The sequence below is a fragment of the Mesobacillus maritimus genome (genome assembly GCF_044803185.1).
Taxonomy (GTDB): Bacteria; Bacillota; Bacilli; order Bacillales; family Cytobacillaceae; genus Mesobacillus_B; species Mesobacillus_B maritimus_B.
In genome coordinates, this window is the sequence record NZ_CP085225.1 from 1,581,441 (window position 1) to 1,606,247 (window position 24,807).

The following is a 24,807-nucleotide window of genomic DNA, read 5'->3' on the forward strand; positions in this document are numbered from 1 at the left end:
ATAACATCTGTATACATGTATAGATGTGGGTTGTTAAAAAAAGGGACGAGTTCAAAATTGGTTTTTCAAAAAGAATGCTAGTTTGCTATAGACCGTTTGTCAACGGCCTTTCACAAAATGAATAAGAATCATGTAGGAGATTTTTTTTAACTTGCTATATAACATCTGTATACATGTATAAATGTGTGGGGGGAGATAGGATGAGTGTAAGTCGTAATAGTCACATACCTTTGTATCAACAAATTGCTAATGATCTTCAAAATAAAATTGAAAATCACATCTATGAACCGGGTCAGAGATTACCTAGTGAGAATGAATTAACCGAAGAATATCAGGTAAGTAGGTTAACGGTTCGTAAATCGATAAAGCTTTTATTAGAAAATGATCTAATTATTATTCAACAAGGAAAAGGGATGTATGTTAAATTCCCGGCTATTCAAACAGATATTATGAATGATGTTTTAGACGTTAGTAATTTCAAAGGAATTTTTGAAACGCTAACAATGCAAGGTCTCAATCTCAAAATAAAATTAGTCAAATACGGTGAAGAACAGATACCAAAAAATATTGCAGAAGCGTTGGGGTGTCCGTTAGATACAAAAATACGTACAATCTACCGCCTATTTTATTTAAAAGATATGCCGATTGCTTATAATATTACGTATTTATCACCAGATTTAGCTTTTACAAAAGAGATGGTCGATGAAGTAGAACAACAGCCTTTAAGTACACTGATTAGATCAAACAATAATAATTCTCACCTGCATCTTGAGGAAATAAGCTGTTCCATAGGAGTTCGTCCTGTTACAAATGATATTTCAAAGATGCTAGACGTCGCCATAGGTCATCCACTTATGACATTAAGTAGAGTTTTCTATTATAAAAACGCTACCCCTCTAGTGGTTGGGGTCATGTATTTAAACACAGATTGTTATCAATTCACAATTAAAAGTAAAAGTAAAGATGAAAATAATGAAGCATCTTTAGAAATGTTATCAATTTACTGATAATTATTATTTTTAAAACAAGGGGGAGTATTGAATGGGGAAGAAAATGAAAGCGGGTTCATTTTTTATGGTTTTGCTAGTTACGGCACTCATGCTAGTTTTAGCGGCTTGTAATTCATCTGATGAAACGTCCTCTTCTGAAAAGTCAGAAGGTGGAAGTGAGGGTTTGCCCAAAAATTATCCTAATAAATCGATTGATGCACTGGTTGGCTATGCTCCTGGTGGTGGACAAGATTTAATTATGCGTACAACAGGGCAAATTTTAAATGAAGAAGAGATTATGAAACAACCTTTTGTCGTGACAAACAAAGCAGGTGCTGGGGGACGTATTGCAAGTGAAGAAGTAGCGAAGCAAAAGGATAATCCTTACAAATTAATCGTTATCCCTGAATATGGGACAGGATGGGATCCGAGGATTAATCTAAAGTTTTCAGATTTTAAACCAATTGCATCCCTTGCCACTAGTGAACTTTTTATCTATGTTCACAAGGATTCCCCGTATGAAACGATGGAAGAATTGTTAAGTTCATTAAAAACAGAAAAAGATTTAACAATTGGGACTCTCGGTCCAGTTGATGGTGGTGAAGCGTTCAAATGGGATGTGATTAGACAAGGCGCTGGGATCGAAAAATTAAACTTTGTTCCGATGGCAGGGGCTTCAGAAAGTTTAACGGCTGTATTGGGTGGCCAAATCGACACGACATTAGGTGTACTTCCAGTTATGAAAGATTATATCAAGACTGGTGAAGTGCGAGTGTTAGCTGTCCTTTCTGAAGAACGTTCCAAAGATTTACCAGATGTTCCTACTTTAAAAGAAGCAGGAGTGGATGTAACGTTCAACCGTTATACAGGAATTTGGACAGGTGGAGACGTTCCAGATGCGGTTGTTAACTATTGGGCAGAAAACCTTAAGAAAATGACTGAAACAGATACATGGAAAGAATTTTTAGCGAATCGGGGGTTATCTCCTTATTATCTCGATACTGAAGAGTATACAAAATTAATTGAAACTGAGGGTAGTAAATTTAAAGAATATGTGGAAGGCCTTGAACAATAATCTCTAATTCTTAAAGGGAGTGATACAGGCAATTTGGGAAGCACTCCCATATACGATAATTCCTCAGATGGAGGTTCAATATGTTATTAGAACGCTACTTTGGTTTCTTTTTACTGCTTATTTGTTCTATTTTCCTCACCATGTCTTTTGGCTTACCTTTATATTCGACGAATGTGGGGGCGGTAGGGCCAGGGTTTTTCCCTCGTATCATTTCAATCATGCTTGTGCTTTTAATTTGTTTACACCTCATTCAGATTATGAGAAAGAAGATAATAAAGTCAGAGGAAGGGGGAGATAAAAAAATCCTTCTTCAACAAACTTATCTCATGGTCTTTCTTGCCGTTACCATTGGATTAACACAATTGATTGGCATGCTAGTAAGTATAGGGGTTTTTATGTTCACGATCTTAGCGTTTGTACAGAAAATACCTTGGTTTAAAGCGCTTACTTTTACGATGGTCGTTTTGGTTATGATGTATGCGATTTTCGTATTGTGGTTAGAAAGTCCGTTACCACTAGGTATTTTTGGATAAAAAGTGAATGATTTTGGGGGTGAGAATGTGTTATCGGAATTATTAACTGGATTTACAACGATGCTCTCAAGTCCAGAAGCAATGCTCTGGTGTTTAATTGGGGTAACGTTAGGAACAATAATGGGTGCCTTACCTGGCCTAGGTCCTATTACCGGCATGGCCCTTCTTTTACCATTAACGTTTCAGATGGACCAATTAAGTTCTTTAATTTTATTAATGAGTATTTATTTAGGAACGATGTATGGGGGACGGATCAGTTCAATCTTAATTAACGTACCTGGTGACGGTGGTGCGATTGTGACAACGTTTGATGGTTATCCGTTGGCAAGAAAAGGTAGAGCAGGGTTTGCTTTAACATTGAGTGCGATTGCTTCCTTTGTTGGGGGAGTTGTCGGGTTTGTCGGAATGGTGTTTTTGACCACAATCCTTGCTAGAGTGGCGCTCATGTTTGGTCCTGCCGAATATTTTTCGCTCATATTATTTACCTTAATTGCAGCTTGTGGATTAACACAGAAAAACCCCTTAAAGCCGATCATCGCCACCTTATTTGGTTTATTACTCTCCACAATTGGAACGGATATGGTGACTGGTGACGAACGTTTGACGTTTGGCTTTGTTGAATTGTGGGATGGAATTAACATCGCTGTCGTCGGAATCGGGCTTTTTGGGATTTCAGAAGCACTATTTAGACTTGAAGAGAAAGTGAATACAGGGGGGATGAAGACAAAGTTAAAATTCTCTTCTTTATTTCCAAAAGTAAGCGAGGTAGTAAGTAACACGGGTTCGATGATAAGGGGATCAATCATTGGATTTATTGTTGGAATCTTACCGGGGACCGGTGCTCTCCTTTCCACGTTTATGTCTTATAGTGTGGAGAAAAAATTATCGAAAAACCCTGAGGAGTTCGGCAAAGGTGCTCCAGCCGGCTTAAGTGGCCCAGAAGCATCCAATAATGCGTCTGTAGGTGGTGCGCTAATTCCTACATTTGCATTAGGAATCCCTGGTTCCGCATCGGCAGCCATATTGATGGGTGGACTTCTCATGGTTGGCTTACAGCCTGGACCTCTTCTTTTTGAAAATTCTTCAACAATCGTGTGGGCATCTTTTGCAGGTTTTTTCATTGCGAACATTTTGCTGTTAATTTTGAACGTTGCCTTTGTGCCGGTGTTTGCCATTTTAATCGAAAAAATTGAACCATTTTTAATTCCATTTATTGCAGCTTTTTGTTTTATTGGCGTTTATATGATTAATTACAGTCTATTTGATATCTGGCTTTTGATCATTTTTGGACTGCTTGGGTATTTCTTAAGAAAAGTGAATTTCCCGTTGGCTCCGTTCTTTTTCGCCTTTATTTTAGGACCAATGCTTGAAGATAATCTTCGTAAAGCAATCCTAACATCGACAGGCGATTTAACCGTATTTTTTAAGAGCCCGATTTCACTATTTTTCTTAATAGCAACAGCGATCGTTCTAGTACTTCCACATGTGAGGAAGAATAAGCCAGAGGTAAAACCTCCTTCTAAAAGCATTTAAATAGAAGAGATAAATCGTAATTTCCTAGTTTGATATAGGATGTATACAGATGTCTATTAACACTATAAGGAGTGTGGGTATATATGGTAATAACTAGAGAATCAGAAGAACTACTAAATAAAATGCGTAATTTTATTGACAATGAACTGCTTCCCTATGAGAAAGAAATGAATATTAAGACCGAGGAGGAATTTCCGGTAGAAGCCATTCAGTGGGTTCGAAATAGATCCATTGAGTTAGGGTTTTACGGAATCTCTCTACCAATCGAATACGGTGGCCAAAATGTAAGTTTAAAAGAATTATGTTTACTAAAAGAAGAACTAGCTCGTTCAGGAGCTGCTTTATGGGGATTTGTTTTAGGGGAAAAAGGCGGGGTCCTAAGAATCGGGCAGATGCTTGAATCGTTTACAAAAGAACAGATAGAAAAGTATGTCCATCCATTAATTAAAGGGGAAACAAGTTGCTGTTTCGCTTTAACTGAACCGGGAGCGGGTTCAGATGCAAGGGCCATCCAAACGACAGCTGTAAAAGATGGAGATGAGTACATTTTAAACGGCAAAAAGCATTTTATTAGTGCAGCTCCTTATTCCGACTTTGCCATTGTTATTTGTAAAGAAGTCGTTGAGGGGAAATTTGCTGGCATAACTGCATTTTTAGTTGATAAAAAAACAGATGAAAAACCTGGCTATGAATTAGGGGAGACGCAAATTCCGATTTCAGGAGAACGTGGGACGGGTGAACTGATTTTTAATAACTGTCGTGTACCAGCTGAAAATATTCTTGGTGCACCAGGAAAAGGGTTTTTACTTGGGATAAAAAGGATCAGTCAAAATCGAGCCATTTGGGGCGTTACATACATTGGGGTGGCCCAAAGAGCATTAGCTCTAGCGATCGACCGTGCAAATGAACGAAAGCAATTTGGACAGTCAATCGGTGAGTTTCAAGCCATTCAACATATGCTGGCCGATATGGCAACAGAGATCTATGCAGCAAGATGTATGGTGTACGATGCAATCGAAAGGCTGGACCGAGGGGAAGATAATCGAGCGAATGCTTCGATGGTGAAGTTGTTTACTTCCGAAGTGGCTGGGCGTGTATTGGACAAGGCAGTACAAATCTTCGGAGGCCAAGGGCTCATGAAAGGCCATCCAATTGAACAAATGTATCGCACCGTAAGAATGTTTAGAGTTCTAACGGGTACTTCTGAAATTCAAAGAAATACAATCGCAAAAGAATTGTTAAAGACAAAATAAAAATATAGTAAAGGATCGGTGATTTTTGTGAGTATAGAAACCATTCAAGGTTATATGAATAAAGCGTTAAAACGATTTGAAGAACATCCTGCGGTCACATTTTTGCCAACAAACGAAACATTAACCTACCGTGAATTACGTAAAGAGGTAGATAAGATTGCAAGTTATTTAGTCAACCTTGGTGTAAAAAAAGGTTCGCACGTTGCTTATCTTATTCCAAATAGTATGGAATTCGTTCTTTTCAGCCAAGCTGTTGCCCGCACGGGTGCGACTTCCATTCCGATGGGGGTTAAATTAGGAATTCGTGAGGTTGATTTTATATTAAACCATTCGGAACCGGATTTTGTTCTTATGGCGACGGAAATGCATATGGAGACAGTATTGAACTACGTAAATGATAAAAAAAAGCAACAACAATCCGTGAAAGTAATAGGGTTAGAAGGATTTCATTTACAATACCCTGAAGAATTTATCACGATAAATAGACAAGAAATCGATAAGGTTGAGAATGTATCCTCGTTCCCAGACGTGTCACCTGATGATATTTCTACGATTTCCTATACAGGGGGAACGACCGGAATGCCCAAAGGGGTCATGCATTCTCAAAGAGGGAAAGCTGCTGCGCTTATTGCGAGCTTCATAGAGTTTCCAATGGATGACCGCGATAAGGTATTATTAACGACCCCTCTCCAGCATTCAGCGGGAAGTTTGATGCTGCGGGCATTAGCCGGTGGAGCGCATGTATATATTGATACCTTTAAGCCTGATACTTTTTTAAAGACGGTTCAAGAGAACCGGATTACGGTTACGTTCACAGTGCCAACAATCATTTATCGTATCATTGATACGGCGAAAAAGATGAACTATGACGTGAGTTCTTTACGAAGCATTCACTATGGTTCATCGCCTATTTCTTCCGAACGATTAAAAGAAGCGATGGAGTTGTTTGGTCCCGTGTTTGTTCAACAGTATGGAGCAACCGAAGCGAACGTTCTCATTACGAGAATGCATAAATTCGATCATGTACGAGCGTTAGAGACAGGTGCAAAGTTTCTACAAAGCTGTGGGAAACCTTGTTTAATGACACAAATTCGAACAGTAGACGATCATGGTCAAGATGTAAAACCATTCGAAAAAGGAGAAATCATTTTAAAATCGCCGTACTTAATGGAAGGCTATTACAAACGACCTGACTTAACCGTAGAAGCGATCAAAGATGGATGGTTCCATACAGGGGATATTGGACAATTCGATGAAGAAGGGTTTTTATATATTGTTGACCGAAAGAAAGATATGATCATCTCAGGTGGAATGAATGTTTATTCTGTTGAAGTTGAAAAGGTTGTCAATCAACATCCTGCTGTTCGGATGAGTGCATGTATTGGCGTACCTGACCCTGATTGGGGCGAACTAGTAACCGTTTTTGTCGTGTTACGCGATGGAGTGAAGTGTTCAGAAGAAGAAATTATTGAGTTTTGTAAGGAACGTACATCTAGTTATATGGTTCCTAAAAAAGTGCATTTTAAGGAGAATTTACCGTTAACCCAGGTAGGGAAAATTGATAAAAAGGAACTGAAAAAGGATTTCTGGAAAGATAAAGAACGACAAATAAATTAAAGATATCAGGAAATAGCCCTTTTCCTATGAATCTAGGAGGTATATGAAATTGAAAAGTTCTATTCCGGCAAGTCATCGAACGAACTACACAAAGAACGCTACTTCTTTTACTCAGAAAGCAAACAAGGATGTATATGAGTATCTTAATTTCGAAGACAAGCAAGATTTCGAAGATGCGGATAAAGGTCTCATTGCTTCGTTTGAAAATAGGATAGAAAATTTACATGTCCAAGATCGACCGTCACCTGATACGGTCAATCCAAGCTTGTGGAGAAATGTACAATTACAAGCCAAGTCTGGTCTTTTTAAAGTCGTGGAAGGTGTCTATCAAGTTCGTGGTCTTTCATTAGCTACGATGATTTTCGTAGAAGGGAAAAGCGGCGTCATTGTCATTGATACTTCATCGGGAAACCGTGCTGCTAAAGCAGCAATCGAACTATATTTTAATCATCGACCGAAGAAACCAGTGACTGCCATCATTATTAGTCAAAGCCATTCCGACCATTTTGGGGGTACACAGGCCATTCTCCAATATGCGGAGAATTCTAGTATTCCAATTATTGTTCCCGAGCATTTTGCAAAAGAGCTGTTTAGTGAAAATGTTTTGTTAGGTCCAATTATGTCTCGGCGTGCAGGTTACCAATTCGGTTCATTTTTACCTGTCGGAGAAAAAGGCTTTTTATCCGCAGGTATTGGATCCGTTTTTGGACCAGGTAATGGATTTGAAATGCCCAATATAGAAATAAAAAATGAATTTGAACAATTGGAAGTAGATGGGATCACCTTCGAATTCCTCTTAACACCAAATACGGAAGCACCTGCAGAAATGCATGTTTATATTCAAGATCACAAAGTATTATTCGTATCAGAGAACGCAAATAAAACGATGCATCAAATTTATACGATTAGAGGGGCAAAAACTCGGGATACTCTTGAATGGGTGAAGGCACTCGACAAAACGATTGATATATTTGGAGAAAAAGAGATTGAGGCTTTAGTCATGGCTCATGCTTGGCCGGTGTGGGGAAAAGAGCTTGCTTTTGAACATTTGGAATTACAACGTGATCTATACAAATATATCCATGACCAAACGATCCGATTAGCCAATCACGGCTATACGATGGAAGAAATAGCAGAAATGCTCAAGCTTCCTAAGACGCTGGACAAATATTGGGGAAATCGGGGATACTATGGTACGTTAAAGCACAATTCTAAGGGTGTTTACAATTTTTACTTAGGCTATTATAGTGGTCATCCTTCCGATTTAGATCCCCTTCCGCAAGTAGATGCCGGTCAAAAGTATGTGCAATATATGGGTGGCTCAGCGAATGTAATCAAACAAGCAAAAGTTGATTATGAAAATGGGGAGTATCGTTGGGTGGCTCAAGTATTAAAACATGTAGTAATGGCTGATCCAGATAACAATAAAGCAAAAGAGTTGTTAGCAGACGCCTTCGAACAATTAGGATACCAATCTGAATCAGCAAATTGGCGGAACTCGTATCTAATTGGTGCATCAGAACTAAGAAATGGGTTTAGTGAGAAGACCCCACCTTTAAAAGGGATTCCGGCGACGATGCTTAGCATGCCGTTCGAGGAATTTTTCAAATTCCTTTCCGTCAGGCTAAATGGTCCGAAAGCAGAAGGTGAAAAAATAATAGTGAATATCTCTCTATCTGATGTAAACGAAAATCACACCATTTATCTAGAAAATTCCGTACTCAATAAGAAGAATAATTTGGATGCGAATCCAGATGTTTCACTAGTCGTTGATAAGGCAACATTGTATGCGATTGGAATCGGAATCCTAGAGCCGGAACAAGCGATTACATCTAATAAACTAGAATTATCAGGTGACCAAAATAAACTGGATGAATTTTTAAACCTACTGGATGACTTCAATCATTCTATCAATATTGTCACTCCTTAAGGTTGCCATTTTATTCTTATGATAGAAATTTAAACCTGAAATGCATATAAAAAAAGATGTTCTTTTACTGTAAAAAGAAGAGAGAGAAAGCTAAACTTTTAATGTTAGGGCAGAAATGCCCTTTTTCTTTTCCAACTATCGTTTATAGAAAAAATCATTACACTCATACAATAAAAGGATAGATTAATATGTTAATTAAAAAATATAATCCTTTCAAGATGAACAAATCATATAATCAGAACCTTTTAAAAAAAGATTTCATCTCAGCGTTGACTCTCTTTGTGATGCTTGTTCCACAAGGAATGGCCTATGCGATGTTAGCTGGACTCCCTCCTGTAATCGGGCTATATGCATCAACGTTGCCATTACTCATCTATGCCATATTCTCATCTTCTAGGCATTTATCCGTTGGCCCAACTGCCATTACCTCATTATTGGTTTTTTCTGGGGTTTCTGCTCTTGAAATACCAGGTACGTCGGAGTATATAAACCTTGTCATCTTATTAGCTTTAATGGTTGGGATTTTTCAACTTCTCTTAGCTGTTTTTAAAATGGGCTTTATCGTTAAATATATTTCTCCATCTGTTTTAGGCGGCTATACCTCTGCTGCTGCCATTATTATTGGACTCAGTCAATTAAAGCATTTAGTAGGGATTCAATTAGGGACTTACTTTCAAATTCACCTAATCCTACTGGATGTACTCAAAGGGGTTTCTGACATTCATTGGCTCACCCTTTTCATTGGGGGATGCAGCATCGTTTTTTTACTTTTACTAAAAAAAATAAATGCAAGGATTCCAGCAGCACTACTTTTAATTGTTTTGTCCATTTTATGTGTTCATTACTTAGAATTACATGAAAGAGGGGTTCAAATTGTAAGAGAGGTACCTGGTGGTTTCCCAACTCTGAAGCTTCCAACCATCACTATAGAAGCAGTCAGTCAATTAATTCTTCCGGCTCTTACCATTGCCCTGTTAGGATTTATGGAGTCGCTTACGATAGGAAAAACAATCGCAGAAAAGGAAAAGTATAAAATAAACCCGAATCGAGAATTAACCTCTTTAGGACTTGCAAATTTTTTCGGATCTTTCTTTCAAATCTTACCGATTAATGGCAGCTTTTCCAGAAGTGCAGTAAACCACCAAAGCGGTGGAGCGACCCAAATGGTGTCAATATTTACAGGCCTACTCATTATCATCACCCTTCAATTTTTTACTTCATATTTTTATTACCTGCCTAACACAGTATTAGCTGCGGTTATTATGGTAGCCGTTTATAAATTAGTAGATTTCAAGCAATTGAGAAATATGTTTACGATAAAAGCTGTAGACGGCTGGAGTTGGTTAGTGACTTTTACGGCAACATTAGTGATTGGAATCCAATGGGGAATCATTATCGGGGTTGTTTTTAATATCTTATTATTAATAAGCAGAATATCTAAACCTAATGTAGTAGAAATAGGATATTTAGAAAAGGAAAAAATATTTCGGGATGTAAAACGATTTCCCGACGCAAAAACACGAGATGATTTAATGATCGTCCGAATTGATTCTTCAATTCATTTTTCAAATACTTCTTATTTAGAGGAGAAATTAAAGGGGTTTATCTCCATTAAACCCCATGCAAAATTATTCATTATTGATTTTTCAGGGGTAAATGATATGGATGCCCCTTCATTTACATCTTTGGAAGAAATGATCGACCAATTTAAAAAAGAAAAAGGGATTTCTTTGTACTTTGTAGGGATGAAAGGACCTATCCGTGATACCGCTGATAAAGCCGGTTGGACAAAGAAGTATGAGAAGGAGATTGGTTATTTCTCTATCGAACAACTACTTGAAGACAAGAAAATAAAGTTTCATTCTCAATCTGAAAGTATGAATTCGTTTTATTATATGATATAAATGGGTGGAAAAAAGAAGTTTCGGGGTCAGTCCCCCGGTGGGGTAACGCTTTACTTCGCTTGGGGACTGTCCCCTTTTTTCTACTTTTGTTATAGATTACCAGTTAAATAAGGACCCATGATTACTCATGCAATGATTATCATACAGAACCTTAAAAAAGAAAACCCACAGGCATAAGAGGAATGAGATCTTGAGGGTAGAATCCTTATACTAGAGGTTTAATCGTATTTCTTTTGTAAAAAATAATTATAAAACGAAGGAGTACTAACGATGTCAAAATTCAAGCAAAAAATCGTTCCACATTTATGGTTTGACAAGGAGGCAAAAGAAGCAGCTAAGTTTTACACTTCGATTTTTCCGGAATCGAAAATTACGAATGTAACAACCATCCATGACACTCCATCAGGGGACTCCGATATGGTCTCTTTTGAGCTATGGGGTCAGAAGTTCATGGCAATCAGTGCAGGGCCACACTTCAAGCTCAATCCGTCCATTTCTTTCATTGTTAATTTTGATCCATCACGAATAAAAGATGCGAGCGAAAAAATGAATGAGGTTTGGAACAAGTTATCCGATGGAGGCACGGCGTTAATGCCGCTTGATAAATATCCGTTCAGCGAAAGGTATGGGTGGATTCAGGATAAGTATGGTTTATCCTGGCAGTTAATGCTGACCAATCCAGAAGGTGAAGAGCGACCAGAAATCATTCCGTCATTATTGTTTGTCGGCGATAAATGTGGCAAAGCGGAAGAGGCATTAAATTTTTATTTATCCGTATTTAAAAATGCAAAGCAGGGACATCTCGCCCGCTATCCTAAAGGCATGGAACCTGACAAAGAAGGAACCATTATGTTTTCTGATTTTAGCTTAGAAAATCAGTGGTTTGTCGCCATGGATAGCGCACAAGAGCATCAATTTACTTTTAACGAGGCGATCTCATTTATGGTTTACTGCGACACACAAGAAGAGATTGATTCCTACTGGGAAAGGCTCTCTGCGGTTCCTGAAGCCGAGCAATGCGGCTGGTTAAAAGATGAGTATGGCGTATCGTGGCAAATTGTGCCAAGTGAGATGGACGCGATGATGAGTCAGGGCACATCAGAGCAAATTGCCCGTATAACGGAAGCATTTCTAAAAATGAAGAAATTTGATCTTACCGAATTACAAAAAGCATACAAAGGCTAATGAGAGGACGCGGGTCCCGTAGGGAATTAACGGTCTAGGGCCGTGGTTGACCTGTCCCTATGTCCCGTTCTAGTTCAGAAAAAATTGCGACCAGTGCCAAGCACTGGTCGCAATGAGTTTAGAGGTGTTGTGTAAACTAAAAAGGATACAGAAAATTCTCTCCACTTGGTCTTTATCTTCTTTCCCTTTCAGATGGTTTTCATAAGCCTCTTTTGCTTTGTCTGGTTTCGGCGCTACTTTCGATAACCTTTTATGGATATCGTTTAGTACCTGCTGTCCATTCACCATTCATTATTTTCTTTTTCATATAATCAGATATTTGCTGATGTAAAGGAATGGATGAAGTTTTTTGTGGTTTCCACTCTATTTCAGGCATAGACGATCTCCAATCATTTTTAAAAATTATAACAAATTGGTTGGATAAAATCCCATCCAATTGGTTGGAGACATAATGGACATTCTTCGCTATTCTATATAAGAGTAGGGGGAATCATAGTGGAACCGTTATTACATGGAATGATATTGGCATTTGGATTAATCTTACCTTTAGGGGTTCAAAATGTATTTGTATTTAATCAAGGAGCGACACACAACAAATTCACCAATGCTTTACCTGCGATTATTACAGCAGGAGTTTGTGATACCATCCTTATTTATTTGGCTGTGGCCGGGGTATCCATTATTGTTTTTAGTTTTGAATGGTTAAAGATTTTGTTATTTTTGGTTGGATTCTTTTTTTTAGCCTATATGGGTTGGGTTATGTGGAAAAACACACCTGAAGTAAACACGAATCAAGAACAAACCCGTTTTTCTGCACGTCGTCAGGTTACGTTTGCGGCGTCTGTCTCATTACTAAATCCACACGCTATTATGGATACAATTGGAGTGATTGGAACGAGTTCATTGGCTTATACAGGAATTGATAAATGGGTGTTTACCATGGCTTGTATAGTGGTATCTTGGATCTGGTTCTTCCTCTTAGCGATTTCCGGAAGGAAGATTGGTCAAATTGATAAAAAAGGCACGTTCTTAAAGCGTATGAATCAAGTTTCCGCACTTATTATATGGACTATGGCGATTTATATGGGATATCAATTGTACTCCTTAGTAAATTAACATGAACGTTAGCGTGCTTTCCCATAGAAGCAAAATGAACCGTATCACTAGTGTTGGTAAAGCAACAAATTGAGGTTACTTTTGATAAATCCATTCTAAAACAATATATAAAAAGTAAATAGTAAGTTGAATAAGAGGCTTGGTTTGAAAATGAACCAAGCCTCTTATTTATAAAAGGAAAAAATGATCTGTTTTGTGACAAGTAACAGCGACTTGTCACATTTATGAGGCATTTAAGTGGACTTATTAATGGTTCACTTTTTTTGTATTTCTGTTGTATCTGCATGAATAAAGAAGTTGTATTATGAGTAATTAGTGCGAAAGTCCGGAACATTTTTGTACTCGATATTAAAAATACTGAAAATTTATAAAATTATGGTATTGATAAAAAAGAATAACGATGATAAAATAATTTTGAAACAAATTACATAAGGTGAAATAAATTTCACGACTTGTGATATTTTTTACCCTAGAAATTCAGAACATTTTTAACAAAAACAATATTTAGTATTTTTATTATCAAGCGAAGAGAACTGATTTGCTTATTGAAAACGCTGTCATGAATAAGTTGGATACAGGGAAATCATGAAAGAAGAAACCAAGGATGCAAGTGCAAAAAAATCAGTCTGGAAAATTTAAAAGTATTTGTCTAACTATGATTTTGCCCTAGACAAAATTCTAGGTAAAAATAAAACAACTAATAAGGGGAGAATTTGATGAAAAAGTTTTTCTTAAACCTTTTATCCGTCATGTTAATTGGAGGAGTTTTGTCTGGCTGTGTTTCTAGTAATACCGGAAGTTCAAATGATGGAGGTTCAGATGGTGACTCTGCCAACGACAAATTAACTATTGCAGTAGTACCAAAACTTATTGGTATTCCTTACTTCAATGCATCAGAGAAAGGTGCATTAGCAGCGGGTAAAGAATTAGGGGTAGAAGTTGAATATACTGGCCCTACACAAGCGGACGCAGCTGGACAGGTGAAAATTATTGAGGACTTAATTTCAAGAAATGTGGATGTAATTGCGGTTGCTCCAAATGATCCTGCAGCAGTTGAACCTGTGCTTAGGAAGGCAAAAGATCAGGGAATTCACATTATGGACTGGGATACACCAGCGAATAATGTAGATATATCCGTCAGATCGGTTGATGATGAAGAATTTGGTCGTCATTCAGCAAAAAAATTAATTGAAGCTATGGGCACAGAAGAAGGAGAAATCGCGATTTTAACAGGTGGCCTTTCCGCGGCTAATCTTAATGCATGGATTGAATATGCGTTGAAAGAGTTTGAAGAAAATTACCCAGGTATTAAGGTTGTAACTGAAAAAATCCCAACAGATGAAAAACAGCAGGTAGCACACCAAAAAACACTAGATTTGATCAAATCGTATCCGAATTTAAAAGGGATTCTAGCTATGTCAACACCTGCACCACTAGGAGCTGCTCAAGCAATTCAAGAAAAAGGACTTCAAGATAAGATTTCTGTTGTTGGTACTGCTTTACCTACAGATTCCCTTCCTTTTCTTCAAGACGGATCTTTAGATACTGCAGTACTATGGAATCCCTCTAATCTTGGATATCTAACAGTTGCATTAGGAAAATTATTAGCAGAAGAAAAGCAAATTGAGGATGGAATGAATATTGAAGGGATAGGAGAAATCACAGTACTGGAAGATGGAATTAGTGTAATTATGGCTCCTCCTGCGGACTTTACAAAAGAGAATGCAGCAGACTATGATTTTTAGTGATTTTATGATGTATTCTTTGTCCTTCTTTCTATGGGTACAAATCTAATAAATAATGATAGAAGGGATGTTAATAAATATGAAATTACAAACCTACCAAATGAAAAATGAAAAAATAAAAAAAGCGTTTCTAGAATTAAAAAGAGAACATCCAGACCGTTTTCAACAGAGGTTAAAATTATCCTGGAGTAACTGGTGCTTTGGTTTAGAAACATTGGAAGAATCTGTGGACCGATTAAAAGAAGCTGGAATTGATTATATTGAACTTCATGGGAATCATTATGGAGATGATCTTGGTTACGAGGTAAACGAAACATTAGAGATATTGAAGAAATACGATATGAATGTATCCGGTGTTTGTGGTATATTTTCTGCTGAAAATGATCTCTCTAGTAATATACCTAGTAAGCGCCAGGCAGCTATTAGCTACATTAAACGTGAATTGGCTTTTACAAAGGCAGTAGGAGGGAAATACCTCTTAATTGTTCCAGGTGCTGTGGGACGACCAGTTGCGTACGATGATACGGAATTTGACCGAAGTGTACAAACGTTGCGTGGGTTAGGTAATATTTTTCATGAAAGTGGTGTAAGGGCTGCCATTGAACCCATTCGTGCTGCTGAAGTAAGTTTTACACATACCGTTACAGATGCAAAAAAATATATATCGGCTGTAAATCATGAAGGAATAAACCACATTAATGGGGATATTTACCATATGCAATCAGAAGAGGCTCATATTGGGGAAGCGATACTAGAAGCCGGGAATCAGCTTATTAACCTACATCTTGCAGATAGTAATAGAGGAGCACTAGGTGAAGGCTTTATGGATATTGATACAATTATTATGGCTCTTTATTTAATTGGGTATAACCAAGGAGATAAATTCCTTACAGCAGAGCCATTAGGTCCGGGAGGAGATCCATATCCTGCTATGAATGCTTTTCCGGATAAGGAAAAAATGAATCATCTAGTCAACCAAACTGTCAAATACTTTAGAGAACGTGAAAGCGTACTGTTAGAATTATTTTAGTTTTCATTATTAGGGACAAGGGGACAGGTCCCTAGTCCCAAAAACACCTATCATTGCATATCATAAAAGACCTAAAGGTAGATTTTTAAATCTATTTTTAGGTCTTTTGTATTTTATAGGGACAAGGAGACATCGTCCTGGTTAGTTTCAGACTGCGGGACAATGTACCTGTCCCCACGAGACTTTTAACGTGCTTTTTGAAGAAATGATTTATGTTTGACAAGTGTTGCTATTCTGCGTTACTATATACCGGTAATAAGTAATACTCAATACCAGTGATACAGAGTACTGAAAATAGCGAAATACAAATGAGGGATCAATTTGGAAAATATCACAGAAATGCTGAAAGGGGTACTCGAGGGTTGTGTGCTTGAGATCATCAGTCGTGGCGAAACTTACGGCTATGAAATCACACAGCAGCTGCGAGTACTTGGCTTCACTGATGTGGTTGAAGGCACAGTTTATACAATTACCATGCGGCTTGAGAAAAACAATCTGGTGGATATTGAGAAAAAGAAATCCACTGTGGGACCGCCGAGAAAATTTTACACGCTCAACGCAGCAGGTCAAAAGCAACTTGAACTATTTTGGGGAAAATGGGATTTCATCTCAAGCAAAATGATCGAACTCAAAACGAAAGAAATCAAAAGAAGAAGGTAAAATGAGTTTTATTGAAAAAAATTATCGGGAATCTGGATGACAAGCGGGAATGGAAGGGGATGGAGACGCGTGCGAAGGCACTTCCAAGATAATAGAACCTTGCTGAACAGCTTAGAAGGAGGAGACTAAAATGAACTTTTTAGAAAAAATAACAGGAAACGATATGACTAAAGTAATGAAAAGTTTTGAAGCGCGAGCCAAAGTCTTGCCAGCCGAATATCAAACTGCTTGGAAAGAAATAACAAGCAATCTCTGGTTTCATGGAGATTTCACCGGTCGTAATCTGATGCCGATTCTTGACAGTGCTCTTGAACTGCTAGAAGTTACATCAGCAGACGGCCAGAGCGTCGAAGAAGTACTAGGAGATGATATCGAAGGTTTCTGCGCAGCGCTTGTGGGTGACGAAGGTGCAAAAACGTATAGAGATAAATGGCGTGAGCAACTCAACAAGAACGTAGCAAGAAAATTAGGAGGGCTGAAATGAGTATCAAAAAAATCATCGAAGGCAAAAAAGAATGGAGAGCCCATGTTTCGCGTGTCAAAGCACTTCCACAAGAGTACCAAATTGTCTATAAAGAGATCCAAAAATATCTCTTCAAAGTCGGTCCTGTTGAGCTAAACGAAGGGATCGGACTGCTCTCTGAAATTCTCAGCTTCTTTGAAGAAGGCGCAGCTGCGGGGAAAGGTGTGCTTGAAGTCACAGGAACAGACGTTGCTGCTTTCTGCGATGCGCTGATTGAAGATTCAAAAACCTACGCGGATCTCTATCAAGAATTGGTCAGTCAAAAAGTTGATAAGGCTATGAAAAAATAAAGGAACGAAGTACTTGACGGCAAAATTCTATCGAACTTATGCCTAAGTACGCCAAAATCGAAAATATAACTAGAAACGGCTGCCGTGGAGCAGCCGTTATTGTGTTTAATCAGCGAATAGGAGCTCAAAATCTATTCTAGAATTGGGCGCTTTACCAACATTAAAAAGCACCCGATTTTCGTTAACGGCTTTATTAAGTTGAAAAGGATCCCTTAAAGGATTAATCGTCGATTACAGCTTTTCCTTGTTCACGTAACTTTTTTAAAGATGTCAGCATATGATTGATTTCTTCATCGGAATGTCTTTCCCATGAACCTAATTCAGCGATTATTTTCAAAGGCGATTTAGACCTATAAGATCGTGTTGGGTTTCCAGGAAATCTTTTGTTTGTTAGGTTCGGATCATTTTCAAAATCACCTAATGGTTCTACAATATAAATTCTTTCCTTTGATTTAGATGTTGCTAATTCTGCACCCCATTTAGCAGCATCTAGGGTTGCAGAAAAATAGATATAGTTAGATTTTTTATCTTGGTAATTTGATAAGTGTTGCGGCTCTAATAAATCTCCAATTTTTAATTCTGCCTTAGTACCATGAAAAAAAGGACCATTATCTAATAAATCTTTTTTGTCATTCATACTGATACACCTCTTATATTCTTTAATATGTGTTTAACATTATACCCTGAACCTGAACTTAATATGGTGACTTTTTCCAAAATGGATCATTTATAAAATAATCATATAAGTTGACTTATATATAATAGTTTTATATATTGTTAATTCGAGATAATTTAATTAAGGATAAAAAGGAGAATACAATATAATGAATGTATTAGTTGTAAAAGCAAATAATCGTCCAGCATCAGAAGCTATATCAAGTAAAATGTATGAAACGTTTATGGAGAATCTAGAGGGTGTTAACGTAACGACATTTGATGTTTTTGCTGAAGACATGCCATACTTCGGTCAAGATTTATTTAATGCTTTTGGTAAAATGAGCTCGGGCGAAGAATTAACAGATGTTGAACAACGGATTGTAGCTGCTAAACAAAAGGCGAAAGATGCTTTATCAGCAGCAGATATCGTGGTATTTGCATTCCCATTGTGGAACTTAACAATCCCTGCCAAATTACAAACATTTATTGACTATGTGTACGAAGCAGGATTTTCATTCAAATATGATGAAAATGGTCAAGCTGTACAGTTATTGACCGATAAAAAGGCAGTGATTCTAAGCGCACGTGGAGGGATCTATTCTTCTCCTGAAGCAGCACCAATGGAAATGGCTGCTACTTATATGAAAAACGTATTAGGTGGAGTATTTGGGATGAAAATCATTGATGAAGTCATTATTGAAGGTCACAATGCGATGCCTAACCAAGCCGAAAGTATTGTAGCTGAAGGGTTAGAAAAAGTAGCTGCTGTAGCAAAGAATTTATCTGCAGTATCAGTTTAATATACAGGTGCCTTGTCCCAGCTTGTCCTAGCAGATTCCGACACTAGGTACAAATCATGTATTACGCCCTAAGATACTCTATTAATGAGAGAAAAGCCGCCCACTAATTAGTAGGCGGTTTTATTATAGAATAGAAATTTTCTAAAATGAAAGCCAATCATTGCACCTGAATGATTGGCTTTTTTTGTTTAGGATGCAAGGGATGGGGGTGAAACTTGAATGGCCTATCTAGTTTAGTTTGCAACCCAGCCCGAGTCGGTCCCGGAGACGATTTTTCTATCGGATTCTAGGAAGATGCGGATATGCGATGGAACACCGTTTTTGTATCCTTTTGCTTGGGCTACGACTCGAAAAGACTGCCCAGTGTCTTGGAGGCGTAAGGCTGCTTTGAACACTTTATCCTCTGCGCGAAACCACTCTCCCGTAAAACGGTTAAGTTCACTCGGCTGGGGAAATCCCCCGTGAGGTCCCAGCTGCGCATCGATGTGTCCGAATCGGATGCCGAGCAGATGGCCAAAATCTTTTCCGGCTTCCATACCGGGGATTTTCGTAAACGAAGAATCGCGTATTCCCACCGTGATCCGGGTGGTGGACGCCTCAATCAGATTTTTATCCATATCTAGCGTATATTGGCGCGGACCAAATCCGTAAGTCTTTCCTTTCTCAAGAAATTCGTAAGAGGGCAATCTGAATTTCTTTGGATTCAATTTCGGCATTAGCTGTACATAGTTCAATTGGTCTTCCATGGACTGCATCAGCGTACTGGCATTAAATGGCTTGGCGTAGGACACCTCAAGCGCATCGGGTCTCGTCTGTTTTAGCTTCCGCCGTTTTCGTTTGCTCGGGTTCCACATATCTTCTGTCCATGGCCCCGTGATCAATTCGTCGAAGGGCTCGCCGGTATCAGGAGGCAATTCGATTCCAGCCCCGGTTACTTCATTGGGACGCACATCAATCCCTCTGTCGGATGAGGATACGGTTTCTTCCCGATTAACCGCCGAATTTTCCTTCCCTCTGCTCCGAATTCCCGGATCACCGGTACCGGTCGAGTCCACTTTCAAATCCATATCCTGTTTTAAGGCCCGCTTAGGTGGATCAGGAATAGCTTGAGCCTCATCAACACCTGCGCCTACACGTTCTGCAGAAACTCCAGATGCAGCAGCACGTTCCATGGCACGAGCCTTCAATTCCTTGAGCAAAGCAGCGGTGGCCCCAAACAGTGCGATGGCTGTAAGCAGGGCCGTGGCACCGGCCAATTTCGTTCCTTCAAAGTTCGTTTCGGAGGCGAGCTGCTGATCTATGCTGCGGAATCCAGACGCTTTCGCACCAAGTTCCTGCTCGCGCTCTTCCATGTACGTCAACCCCGTATCATACACCGAGGCGGTCAGCTCTAATGTTCCGATGACCACTAGTCCATAAGGACCGGAAAAAACGACTCCGAGGCATAAAAGAGCAAGCTCGACATGAAACAAAACCATCTGCTCAACACTTTTTCTCTTAATCTTTGAGAGAGCCCTCACGTACTCTGCGAATCCCGGAACTTCCTCCATTCCCATCAGTTTAACCCCGCCCATTAGAAGAGGCTCATAACGCCATATGTGGTTGGGATTCCGGATCAGTTCCGTGCCGAATTCTATGATGGCATCGTAGGCCTCTTGAACACACGAGAGCGATACTTTGATGCCGTCGGTTAAGGACCGGTCAAATGCTTCCATTATCGCGACTCCCCGCGGATGGGCAAAGAGTGTAGCCAGAAGCTCGGTAATTTTTCTTGTATCTCCCGACTCCTCCAATTCCTTTCTTAACGCCGCGGCGAGCCGTTTCCGTTTCAATTTTACTTTAAGTTCCAATGCCTCTTTCATTGCATTTTGATTAGGTCTTGTAGACAAATTGGCAGCCCTCAATAGCTCCTCTGCTATTTTCTCCTCGTCAGTCTGGGGAACCTGTTTGGAGTGACTCCAAACCCGCTGAGCGGCTTGATAGAGCTCGACTCCGACGGCCGTTTGTTTGATGGTTTTCAACAAAATGAATAATTTCTTTGCTTCATTATTCAACGTTTGGTTGGCCCAGGACATTGTCTGCTTCTCCAGCTCCGGGATGATGGCATCGTGTGCTCTATGATAGAGCTCCTGCGCAGTCACATAGGTTTCTCTCCCATACTTCCTATACCGTTCACCATCAGTCCCATACATTTTATATAGGGAATCAAGCATTACGGACACATTCATGTAAAAGGGTGCCTGGGTATTGTGCGGGAGCCAGCCAACCTTTTTTAGACGCAGATAAATCCAGCCAATCTCTGTTGCTGCTGTCAGGAGCGTCGGTGCTCCGCTATTCTTTACCAGCTCGGGCACGAAATCATCACCCCCGGTTCTGCATTCCGAATCCCTCAAATTCGGTTAAGTACCTGGACAGCTCGCTGTGTAGGCGTTCTGTAGACCTTGGCGCCTGCTCTTGGAACTCGCGCATATAGGCAAGACTGATAATGGCTTCACGGCGTTCAGAGATCACCGTATCGAAATCCACCCGCTTTCCGTTGCTTTTGCTCCACTTTTCCTCAACTTCCTTCGAGAACGTCTCGCGAAGCTCCGGGTTCTCGTGGAGGAAGCTGCGGACCACCTTGAGACGGGCCGAAAGCGCATTGGATAGGTGGGGTGCTTGCTCACCTGGAAGATCCAATGAATCCAGTGGTGTCGCACCAAGTAGCACCTTCTCGGTGGCATCAAGTCTTACCCTAGGCTTCACATCGGGTCTGACAGGCAAGTTTATCGTTATTTTTTCCCTATCGATATTATTTGGCATGTTCATCATCTCCGCTCCATTATTCATTTGGTTCTGTATTCTCGTCCGTAATGGAATCTGAATTTGGACCTGTAGGATCTGTATCGGTGTCCATTTCGTCCATCTGATCCAACATAGCCACTAGGTCTTTATTGATGCTATCGGAAATCACACTAACCCGCTCAATTTCGGGGTCGCCCAGTAGGGACTTATTCAGGAGCTCCGTCCGTCTCTGATTCTCCAACTGGCGTCGCTTCAATTCCTCATACTCCTTTTTGACATCAATATAGCGATGCAGTCGTTTGAAGGGCTCAAGCGCAGGAGTCTGGCTGATTTCCAAATCCAGCACGAGGTTGGTCGTATCCAGTGTCACCAATCTGCCGGTGTCCCGCATCATCAGATAATGATGATAATTTTCGCGGAATGCGTTTTTTTCTTCCTCAGGAAGTGCGGCCCAACCAATCAGACCTTGACTAGGCGAAAGCTCCGGCATGATGTCTGCCATCTCTTGAAGCAGCTTGTTTGTAAAAAATAAAGGTTCATCCGCAGATGCCGGAAGCGGGTTCTGCATCTGGATAAAACGCAAATGAGGGTCCTCAAGATTACCGGTCGCCATGACACGGATGTCCAGTGTGTCACCGTCAGCCGGGTTGCCGTCCAGCCAAATCCGGAAGCCGAGTATGTCCAAAATCCCATTGGATAAGGAATTCACCACAGGCCAATCCATTTCGTCTGGAATGGACGTTTTAACAAGCCATGTCCCTCTTTGCTCTCTATATAGCAGGGTATAATTTGCAGAGAAGCTCCGCGGCTCATAGCATACCGCCTGCCGGACAGTTAATCCCGGATTCGAGGATGTCACAGCTACTTCAAAGCGTTGATAGGCACTTCGCAAATAGGCCAAAGCCTGATGAAGATTGGCTAGTTTCGGATTATCTCGCAGCTGGTAGATCGCGCAATTAAACAGGTAGCCGATGGGTCCAATCGGATTGATCACTTCGGTGAGCGGGCGTACACTTCCCGCAACCGGCATAAACACTCCTTCAGCCTCAAAAGGATTGCTGTTTGCTCCATTCGGAACAAACGTCCACTCCGTAGGCACACGCATGCGGCTGTATCGCTGCATTTTCTGGTCATAGTCCTCACTCGACCAAATCGCACGCATATAATGCAGGATGTTCCGTCGGATGTGCACCAATAGCCTGTTCTTTTGATGAGTCCGCCTCGCTTGCTCCATTTTTAAAGCATTCTCACGTTCGTAGTGGCGTTCATAGGCTTGCTGCCCTGAAGCAAGCAAATCCGGCATTTCACCGCCGCCTGTAAAATTCTTATAGGACCCGGCTGCGGCTATCCCTGCATCTACCGCAAGCCTGAATATTGTGGAATCGGAATATTCGAGGTCTGCGGGTTCTTTACAAATCGCCGCAAGCACCGGTCCAAAATCGGGATTTAACAGCGCTCCGGCAATGATGTCGCCATGCTCACGCAACCAATCCTCTGTGATATCATCCCAAGCTGGAATCGGCTCGGGAACGAAGACGACCGAATAGACCTCGGCAATCTCTGTGCTCACCCAGAAGCGCTGCTGCAGCTGATGGTACAAATACGTGATAGCAATTTCATCATTCGGGTTGACCAACTCCGATGAACGCGTTTCCTCAAACGTCTGCTCAATCTCGCTACTGACCGTCACCTTAGTATCCCGCTTCATCTTGCTTGCCGTTTTTTGCATGAGCTCGTTCAGCCGGGTTTTCGTATCCTTGCTCGATGTTGCGGTATCCTGCGCCAGACCTCCGGAAACCTTCGCCTGCACAAATGGCCCATATCCGCCGCTTATTTCAGCCTCTGCGTGCATGTTCATCTTCTCCGATGCTTCACTCACCACCTCTGAAGTGTCTTTAGAAGAGGTACTGCTGTCCGCAGATGTCTCGAATGACGACGAATTCTCTGATGAACGCGTCATTTTCTTGCGGGTTTGTATCTGTACACTTACCTTTTGGGACTCTTTAGGCCCCAGCGGAATCGTTTTCACCAATTCACCTCGTCCATAGCCCAGCAGGTGCCAGCTCTGACGGTTCACAACCTGAAGCCCGAAAAGGACCTCATCGGCAGGATACGGGTCAAATGGATACTCGCCGTCCGGAACGGAAGGGTCGACTAGGGGAATACCATTTAGGTCAAAATACTCCTTAAACACTCCATCCAAAACCTCTTCCCAATAAGACGCCGTTGCCAATAGAGATATCTTGGTGCTGTCGCCATTACTGGAGAAAAAATTTTCCGCATCCTTTTTGTTAAAAGAGCCAAGGAAGTAAAAGAGACATTGCCCGTAATATTCAGCAGAAGAAGAAACGCTAAATTGCTTCTTAATCTCGGATTGGCTGTATCGGAGCAGCTGATTGTATGCCCGCATTGCGCATACCTGGAACCACCAGCTATACAGAGTCTGCCTTAGGCTGGCGGTAAGTATGTCCATTTGCGGAAGCTTCCTAAACCCTAGGGAGACGTATTCAACGAAATTTGCAATTCCTTTCCCCGCTTCGTTCAATAACAGCTGAAACTGAGGATCGGATGGAAATAAAGGCTTCTGCCCGTTGCCCAATGTGTTGGTCGGAAGGGAGTCGTCGGGGTGCCGAAGCAAAATATATTCATTGAAATCATAGGAAGCATCTGCCGCATTTGCTTTGAATCTCGAGGACAATACGTCTGACCCATCCCCAAGCATCGCCTCGGAATGTTGGTTGAATCGCTGGTCCGAATCCTCAAACATAGATGCAAAAGGGGTTGCTTCCGTTGCAAGAACCGTGCTTCTAAGCACCTTTTTCCTTTCCGGGGAGTCTGCAATCAACCTATCAATTTCGCGGTTTTCCAATGTGGGAGAAAGGAGTGGTTCGCGCTCCTTCATGCGAAGATGGGGTGGTGAGAACACCATCGCAGGCTGCCATTCATCCCCTTTCTCTGTCACCTTAAGATCAAGCGGTAAAGAACCTGTGATCATTCTTGGTGTCAACACGTTTAATGGACGAGGTAGTCTAGTCTGCTCACCTTGCGTATTCCCTTTATTCATATTTACTGGCGTCATTTCCTCAGCTCTCTTTCTTTTACTTTACCTACTAAGAAAATATTAATAGGTAAAAAATAAAAACACTGTCGAAATGTAACAAGATTTAAAATTTTCAGATAAAT

General features: G+C 40.4%; 21 protein-coding genes. 16 read left to right on the forward strand and 5 right to left on the reverse strand.

The window, feature by feature from the left end; translation table 11 throughout:
* Positions 1–200: 200 nt before the first annotated feature.
* The 9 genes from LG336_RS07560 to LG336_RS07600 all read left to right on the forward strand — a co-directional run bounded on the left by LG336_RS07560 (position 201) and on the right by LG336_RS07600 (position 12,019).
* On the forward strand, positions 201–1,007 hold the full coding sequence (locus LG336_RS07560) for a GntR family transcriptional regulator (RefSeq protein ID WP_404331963.1): 807 nt from the start codon (positions 201–203) through the stop codon (positions 1,005–1,007).
* A 34-nt stretch (positions 1,008–1,041) separates the two neighbouring features.
* The gene (locus tag LG336_RS07565) at positions 1,042–2,064 is read left to right on the forward strand and encodes a tripartite tricarboxylate transporter substrate binding protein (RefSeq protein WP_404331964.1); all 1,023 of its coding nucleotides are present in this window, start codon (positions 1,042–1,044) and stop codon (positions 2,062–2,064) included.
* An 80-nt stretch (positions 2,065–2,144) separates the two neighbouring features.
* On the forward strand, positions 2,145–2,597 hold the full coding sequence (locus LG336_RS07570) for a tripartite tricarboxylate transporter TctB family protein (protein ID WP_404331965.1): 453 nt from the start codon (positions 2,145–2,147) through the stop codon (positions 2,595–2,597).
* 27 nt (positions 2,598–2,624) lie between these two features.
* On the forward strand, positions 2,625–4,130 hold the full coding sequence (locus LG336_RS07575) for a tripartite tricarboxylate transporter permease (RefSeq protein ID WP_404331966.1): 1,506 nt from the start codon (positions 2,625–2,627) through the stop codon (positions 4,128–4,130).
* 83 nt (positions 4,131–4,213) lie between these two features.
* A complete protein-coding gene (locus LG336_RS07580; RefSeq protein WP_404331967.1) occupies positions 4,214–5,383 on the forward strand; it encodes an acyl-CoA dehydrogenase family protein in 1,170 nt (389 codons plus the stop codon).
* Between the two features lie 27 nt (positions 5,384–5,410).
* The gene (locus LG336_RS07585) at positions 5,411–7,000 is read left to right on the forward strand and encodes a class I adenylate-forming enzyme family protein (RefSeq protein WP_404331968.1); all 1,590 of its coding nucleotides are present in this window, start codon (positions 5,411–5,413) and stop codon (positions 6,998–7,000) included.
* 49 nt (positions 7,001–7,049) lie between these two features.
* Positions 7,050–8,930, forward strand: coding sequence for an alkyl/aryl-sulfatase (locus LG336_RS07590; RefSeq protein WP_404331969.1), 1,881 nt, complete (start codon positions 7,050–7,052; stop codon positions 8,928–8,930).
* A 188-nt stretch (positions 8,931–9,118) separates the two neighbouring features.
* Positions 9,119–10,834, forward strand: coding sequence for a SulP family inorganic anion transporter (locus LG336_RS07595; RefSeq protein WP_404331970.1), 1,716 nt, complete (start codon positions 9,119–9,121; stop codon positions 10,832–10,834).
* Between the two features lie 270 nt (positions 10,835–11,104).
* Positions 11,105–12,019, forward strand: a complete 915-nt coding sequence (locus tag LG336_RS07600; RefSeq protein WP_404331971.1) for a VOC family protein — start codon at positions 11,105–11,107, stop codon at positions 12,017–12,019.
* Between the two features lie 250 nt (positions 12,020–12,269).
* On the opposite strand, the gene LG336_RS07605 is transcribed toward LG336_RS07600, so the two are convergent.
* On the reverse strand, positions 12,270–12,395 hold the full coding sequence (locus LG336_RS07605) for a hypothetical protein (RefSeq protein ID WP_404331972.1): 126 nt from the start codon (positions 12,393–12,395) through the stop codon (positions 12,270–12,272).
* A 119-nt stretch (positions 12,396–12,514) separates the two neighbouring features.
* On the opposite strand from LG336_RS07605, the gene LG336_RS07610 reads away from it, so the two are divergent.
* The 6 genes from LG336_RS07610 (at position 12,515) to LG336_RS07635 (ending at position 17,383) form a co-directional block, all read left to right on the forward strand.
* Positions 12,515–13,135: a LysE/ArgO family amino acid transporter gene (locus tag LG336_RS07610; protein ID WP_404331973.1), complete on the forward strand. Its 621-nt coding sequence runs from the start codon at positions 12,515–12,517 to the stop codon at positions 13,133–13,135.
* 716 nt (positions 13,136–13,851) lie between these two features.
* Positions 13,852–14,880, forward strand: a complete 1,029-nt coding sequence (locus tag LG336_RS07615) for an autoinducer 2 ABC transporter substrate-binding protein (RefSeq protein WP_404331974.1) — start codon at positions 13,852–13,854, stop codon at positions 14,878–14,880.
* Between the two features lie 79 nt (positions 14,881–14,959).
* A complete protein-coding gene (locus tag LG336_RS07620) occupies positions 14,960–15,910 on the forward strand; it encodes a sugar phosphate isomerase/epimerase family protein (protein WP_404331975.1) in 951 nt (316 codons plus the stop codon).
* Positions 15,911–16,231: 321 nt separating this feature from the next.
* Complete coding sequence (locus tag LG336_RS07625) at positions 16,232–16,570, forward strand: PadR family transcriptional regulator (protein ID WP_404331976.1); 339 nt, start codon at positions 16,232–16,234, stop codon at positions 16,568–16,570.
* Positions 16,571–16,700: 130 nt separating this feature from the next.
* Entirely contained in the window at positions 16,701–17,054 is a 354-nt protein-coding gene (locus LG336_RS07630) for a DUF1048 domain-containing protein (protein WP_404331977.1), read from the forward strand.
* Complete coding sequence (locus LG336_RS07635; RefSeq protein WP_404331978.1) at positions 17,051–17,383, forward strand: DUF1048 domain-containing protein; 333 nt, start codon at positions 17,051–17,053, stop codon at positions 17,381–17,383. Before LG336_RS07630 ends, LG336_RS07635 begins: the two co-directional genes overlap by 4 nt.
* A gap of 220 nt (positions 17,384–17,603) precedes the next feature.
* On the opposite strand, the gene arr is transcribed toward LG336_RS07635, so the two are convergent.
* Positions 17,604–18,020 carry an NAD(+)--rifampin ADP-ribosyltransferase gene (arr, locus tag LG336_RS07640; protein WP_404331980.1) on the reverse strand — a complete coding sequence of 139 codons (417 nt, stop codon included), beginning with the start codon at positions 18,018–18,020 and terminating at the stop codon, positions 17,604–17,606.
* Positions 18,021–18,207: 187 nt separating this feature from the next.
* Here arr and LG336_RS07645 point away from each other — a divergent pair, with 187 nt between their 5' ends.
* The gene (locus LG336_RS07645; RefSeq protein WP_404331981.1) at positions 18,208–18,840 is read left to right on the forward strand and encodes an FMN-dependent NADH-azoreductase; all 633 of its coding nucleotides are present in this window, start codon (positions 18,208–18,210) and stop codon (positions 18,838–18,840) included.
* A gap of 233 nt (positions 18,841–19,073) precedes the next feature.
* Here LG336_RS07645 and LG336_RS07650 read toward each other — a convergent pair whose 3' ends face one another.
* The 3 genes from LG336_RS07650 to LG336_RS07660 are packed head-to-tail and all read right to left on the reverse strand — an operon-like array spanning position 19,074 to position 24,703.
* Entirely contained in the window at positions 19,074–21,194 is a 2,121-nt protein-coding gene (locus tag LG336_RS07650; RefSeq protein ID WP_404331982.1) for a hypothetical protein, read from the reverse strand.
* A gap of 7 nt (positions 21,195–21,201) precedes the next feature.
* On the reverse strand, positions 21,202–21,642 hold the full coding sequence (locus tag LG336_RS07655) for a hypothetical protein (protein WP_404331983.1): 441 nt from the start codon (positions 21,640–21,642) through the stop codon (positions 21,202–21,204).
* A 19-nt stretch (positions 21,643–21,661) separates the two neighbouring features.
* A complete protein-coding gene (locus LG336_RS07660) occupies positions 21,662–24,703 on the reverse strand; it encodes a hypothetical protein (RefSeq protein ID WP_404331984.1) in 3,042 nt (1,013 codons plus the stop codon).
* Positions 24,704–24,807 lie beyond the last annotated feature (104 nt).

What these genes read in the sequence shown, in the direction of transcription:
- LG336_RS07565 (WP_404331964.1), top strand. Translation starts at nt 1,042, where the DNA reads ATGGGGAAGAAAATGAAAGCGGGTTCATTTTTTATGGTTTTGCTAGTT.
- LG336_RS07620 (WP_404331975.1), top strand. Translation starts at nt 14,960, where the DNA reads ATGAAATTACAAACCTACCAAATGAAAAATGAAAAAATAAAAAAAGCG.
- LG336_RS07570 (WP_404331965.1), top strand. Translation starts at nt 2,145, where the DNA reads ATGTTATTAGAACGCTACTTTGGTTTCTTTTTACTGCTTATTTGTTCT.
- LG336_RS07605 (WP_404331972.1), bottom strand. Translation starts at nt 12,395, where the DNA reads ATGCCTGAAATAGAGTGGAAACCACAAAAAACTTCATCCATTCCTTTA.
- LG336_RS07660 (WP_404331984.1), bottom strand. Translation starts at nt 24,703, where the DNA reads ATGACGCCAGTAAATATGAATAAAGGGAATACGCAAGGTGAGCAGACT.
- arr (WP_404331980.1), bottom strand. Translation starts at nt 18,020, where the DNA reads ATGAATGACAAAAAAGATTTATTAGATAATGGTCCTTTTTTTCATGGT.
- LG336_RS07635 (WP_404331978.1), top strand. Translation starts at nt 17,051, where the DNA reads ATGAGTATCAAAAAAATCATCGAAGGCAAAAAAGAATGGAGAGCCCAT.
- LG336_RS07645 (WP_404331981.1), top strand. Translation starts at nt 18,208, where the DNA reads ATGAATGTATTAGTTGTAAAAGCAAATAATCGTCCAGCATCAGAAGCT.
- LG336_RS07655 (WP_404331983.1), bottom strand. Translation starts at nt 21,642, where the DNA reads ATGCCAAATAATATCGATAGGGAAAAAATAACGATAAACTTGCCTGTC.
- LG336_RS07600 (WP_404331971.1), top strand. Translation starts at nt 11,105, where the DNA reads ATGTCAAAATTCAAGCAAAAAATCGTTCCACATTTATGGTTTGACAAG.
- LG336_RS07595 (WP_404331970.1), top strand. Translation starts at nt 9,119, where the DNA reads ATGTTAATTAAAAAATATAATCCTTTCAAGATGAACAAATCATATAAT.
- LG336_RS07630 (WP_404331977.1), top strand. Translation starts at nt 16,701, where the DNA reads ATGAACTTTTTAGAAAAAATAACAGGAAACGATATGACTAAAGTAATG.
- LG336_RS07615 (WP_404331974.1), top strand. Translation starts at nt 13,852, where the DNA reads ATGAAAAAGTTTTTCTTAAACCTTTTATCCGTCATGTTAATTGGAGGA.
- LG336_RS07560 (WP_404331963.1), top strand. Translation starts at nt 201, where the DNA reads ATGAGTGTAAGTCGTAATAGTCACATACCTTTGTATCAACAAATTGCT.
- LG336_RS07580 (WP_404331967.1), top strand. Translation starts at nt 4,214, where the DNA reads ATGGTAATAACTAGAGAATCAGAAGAACTACTAAATAAAATGCGTAAT.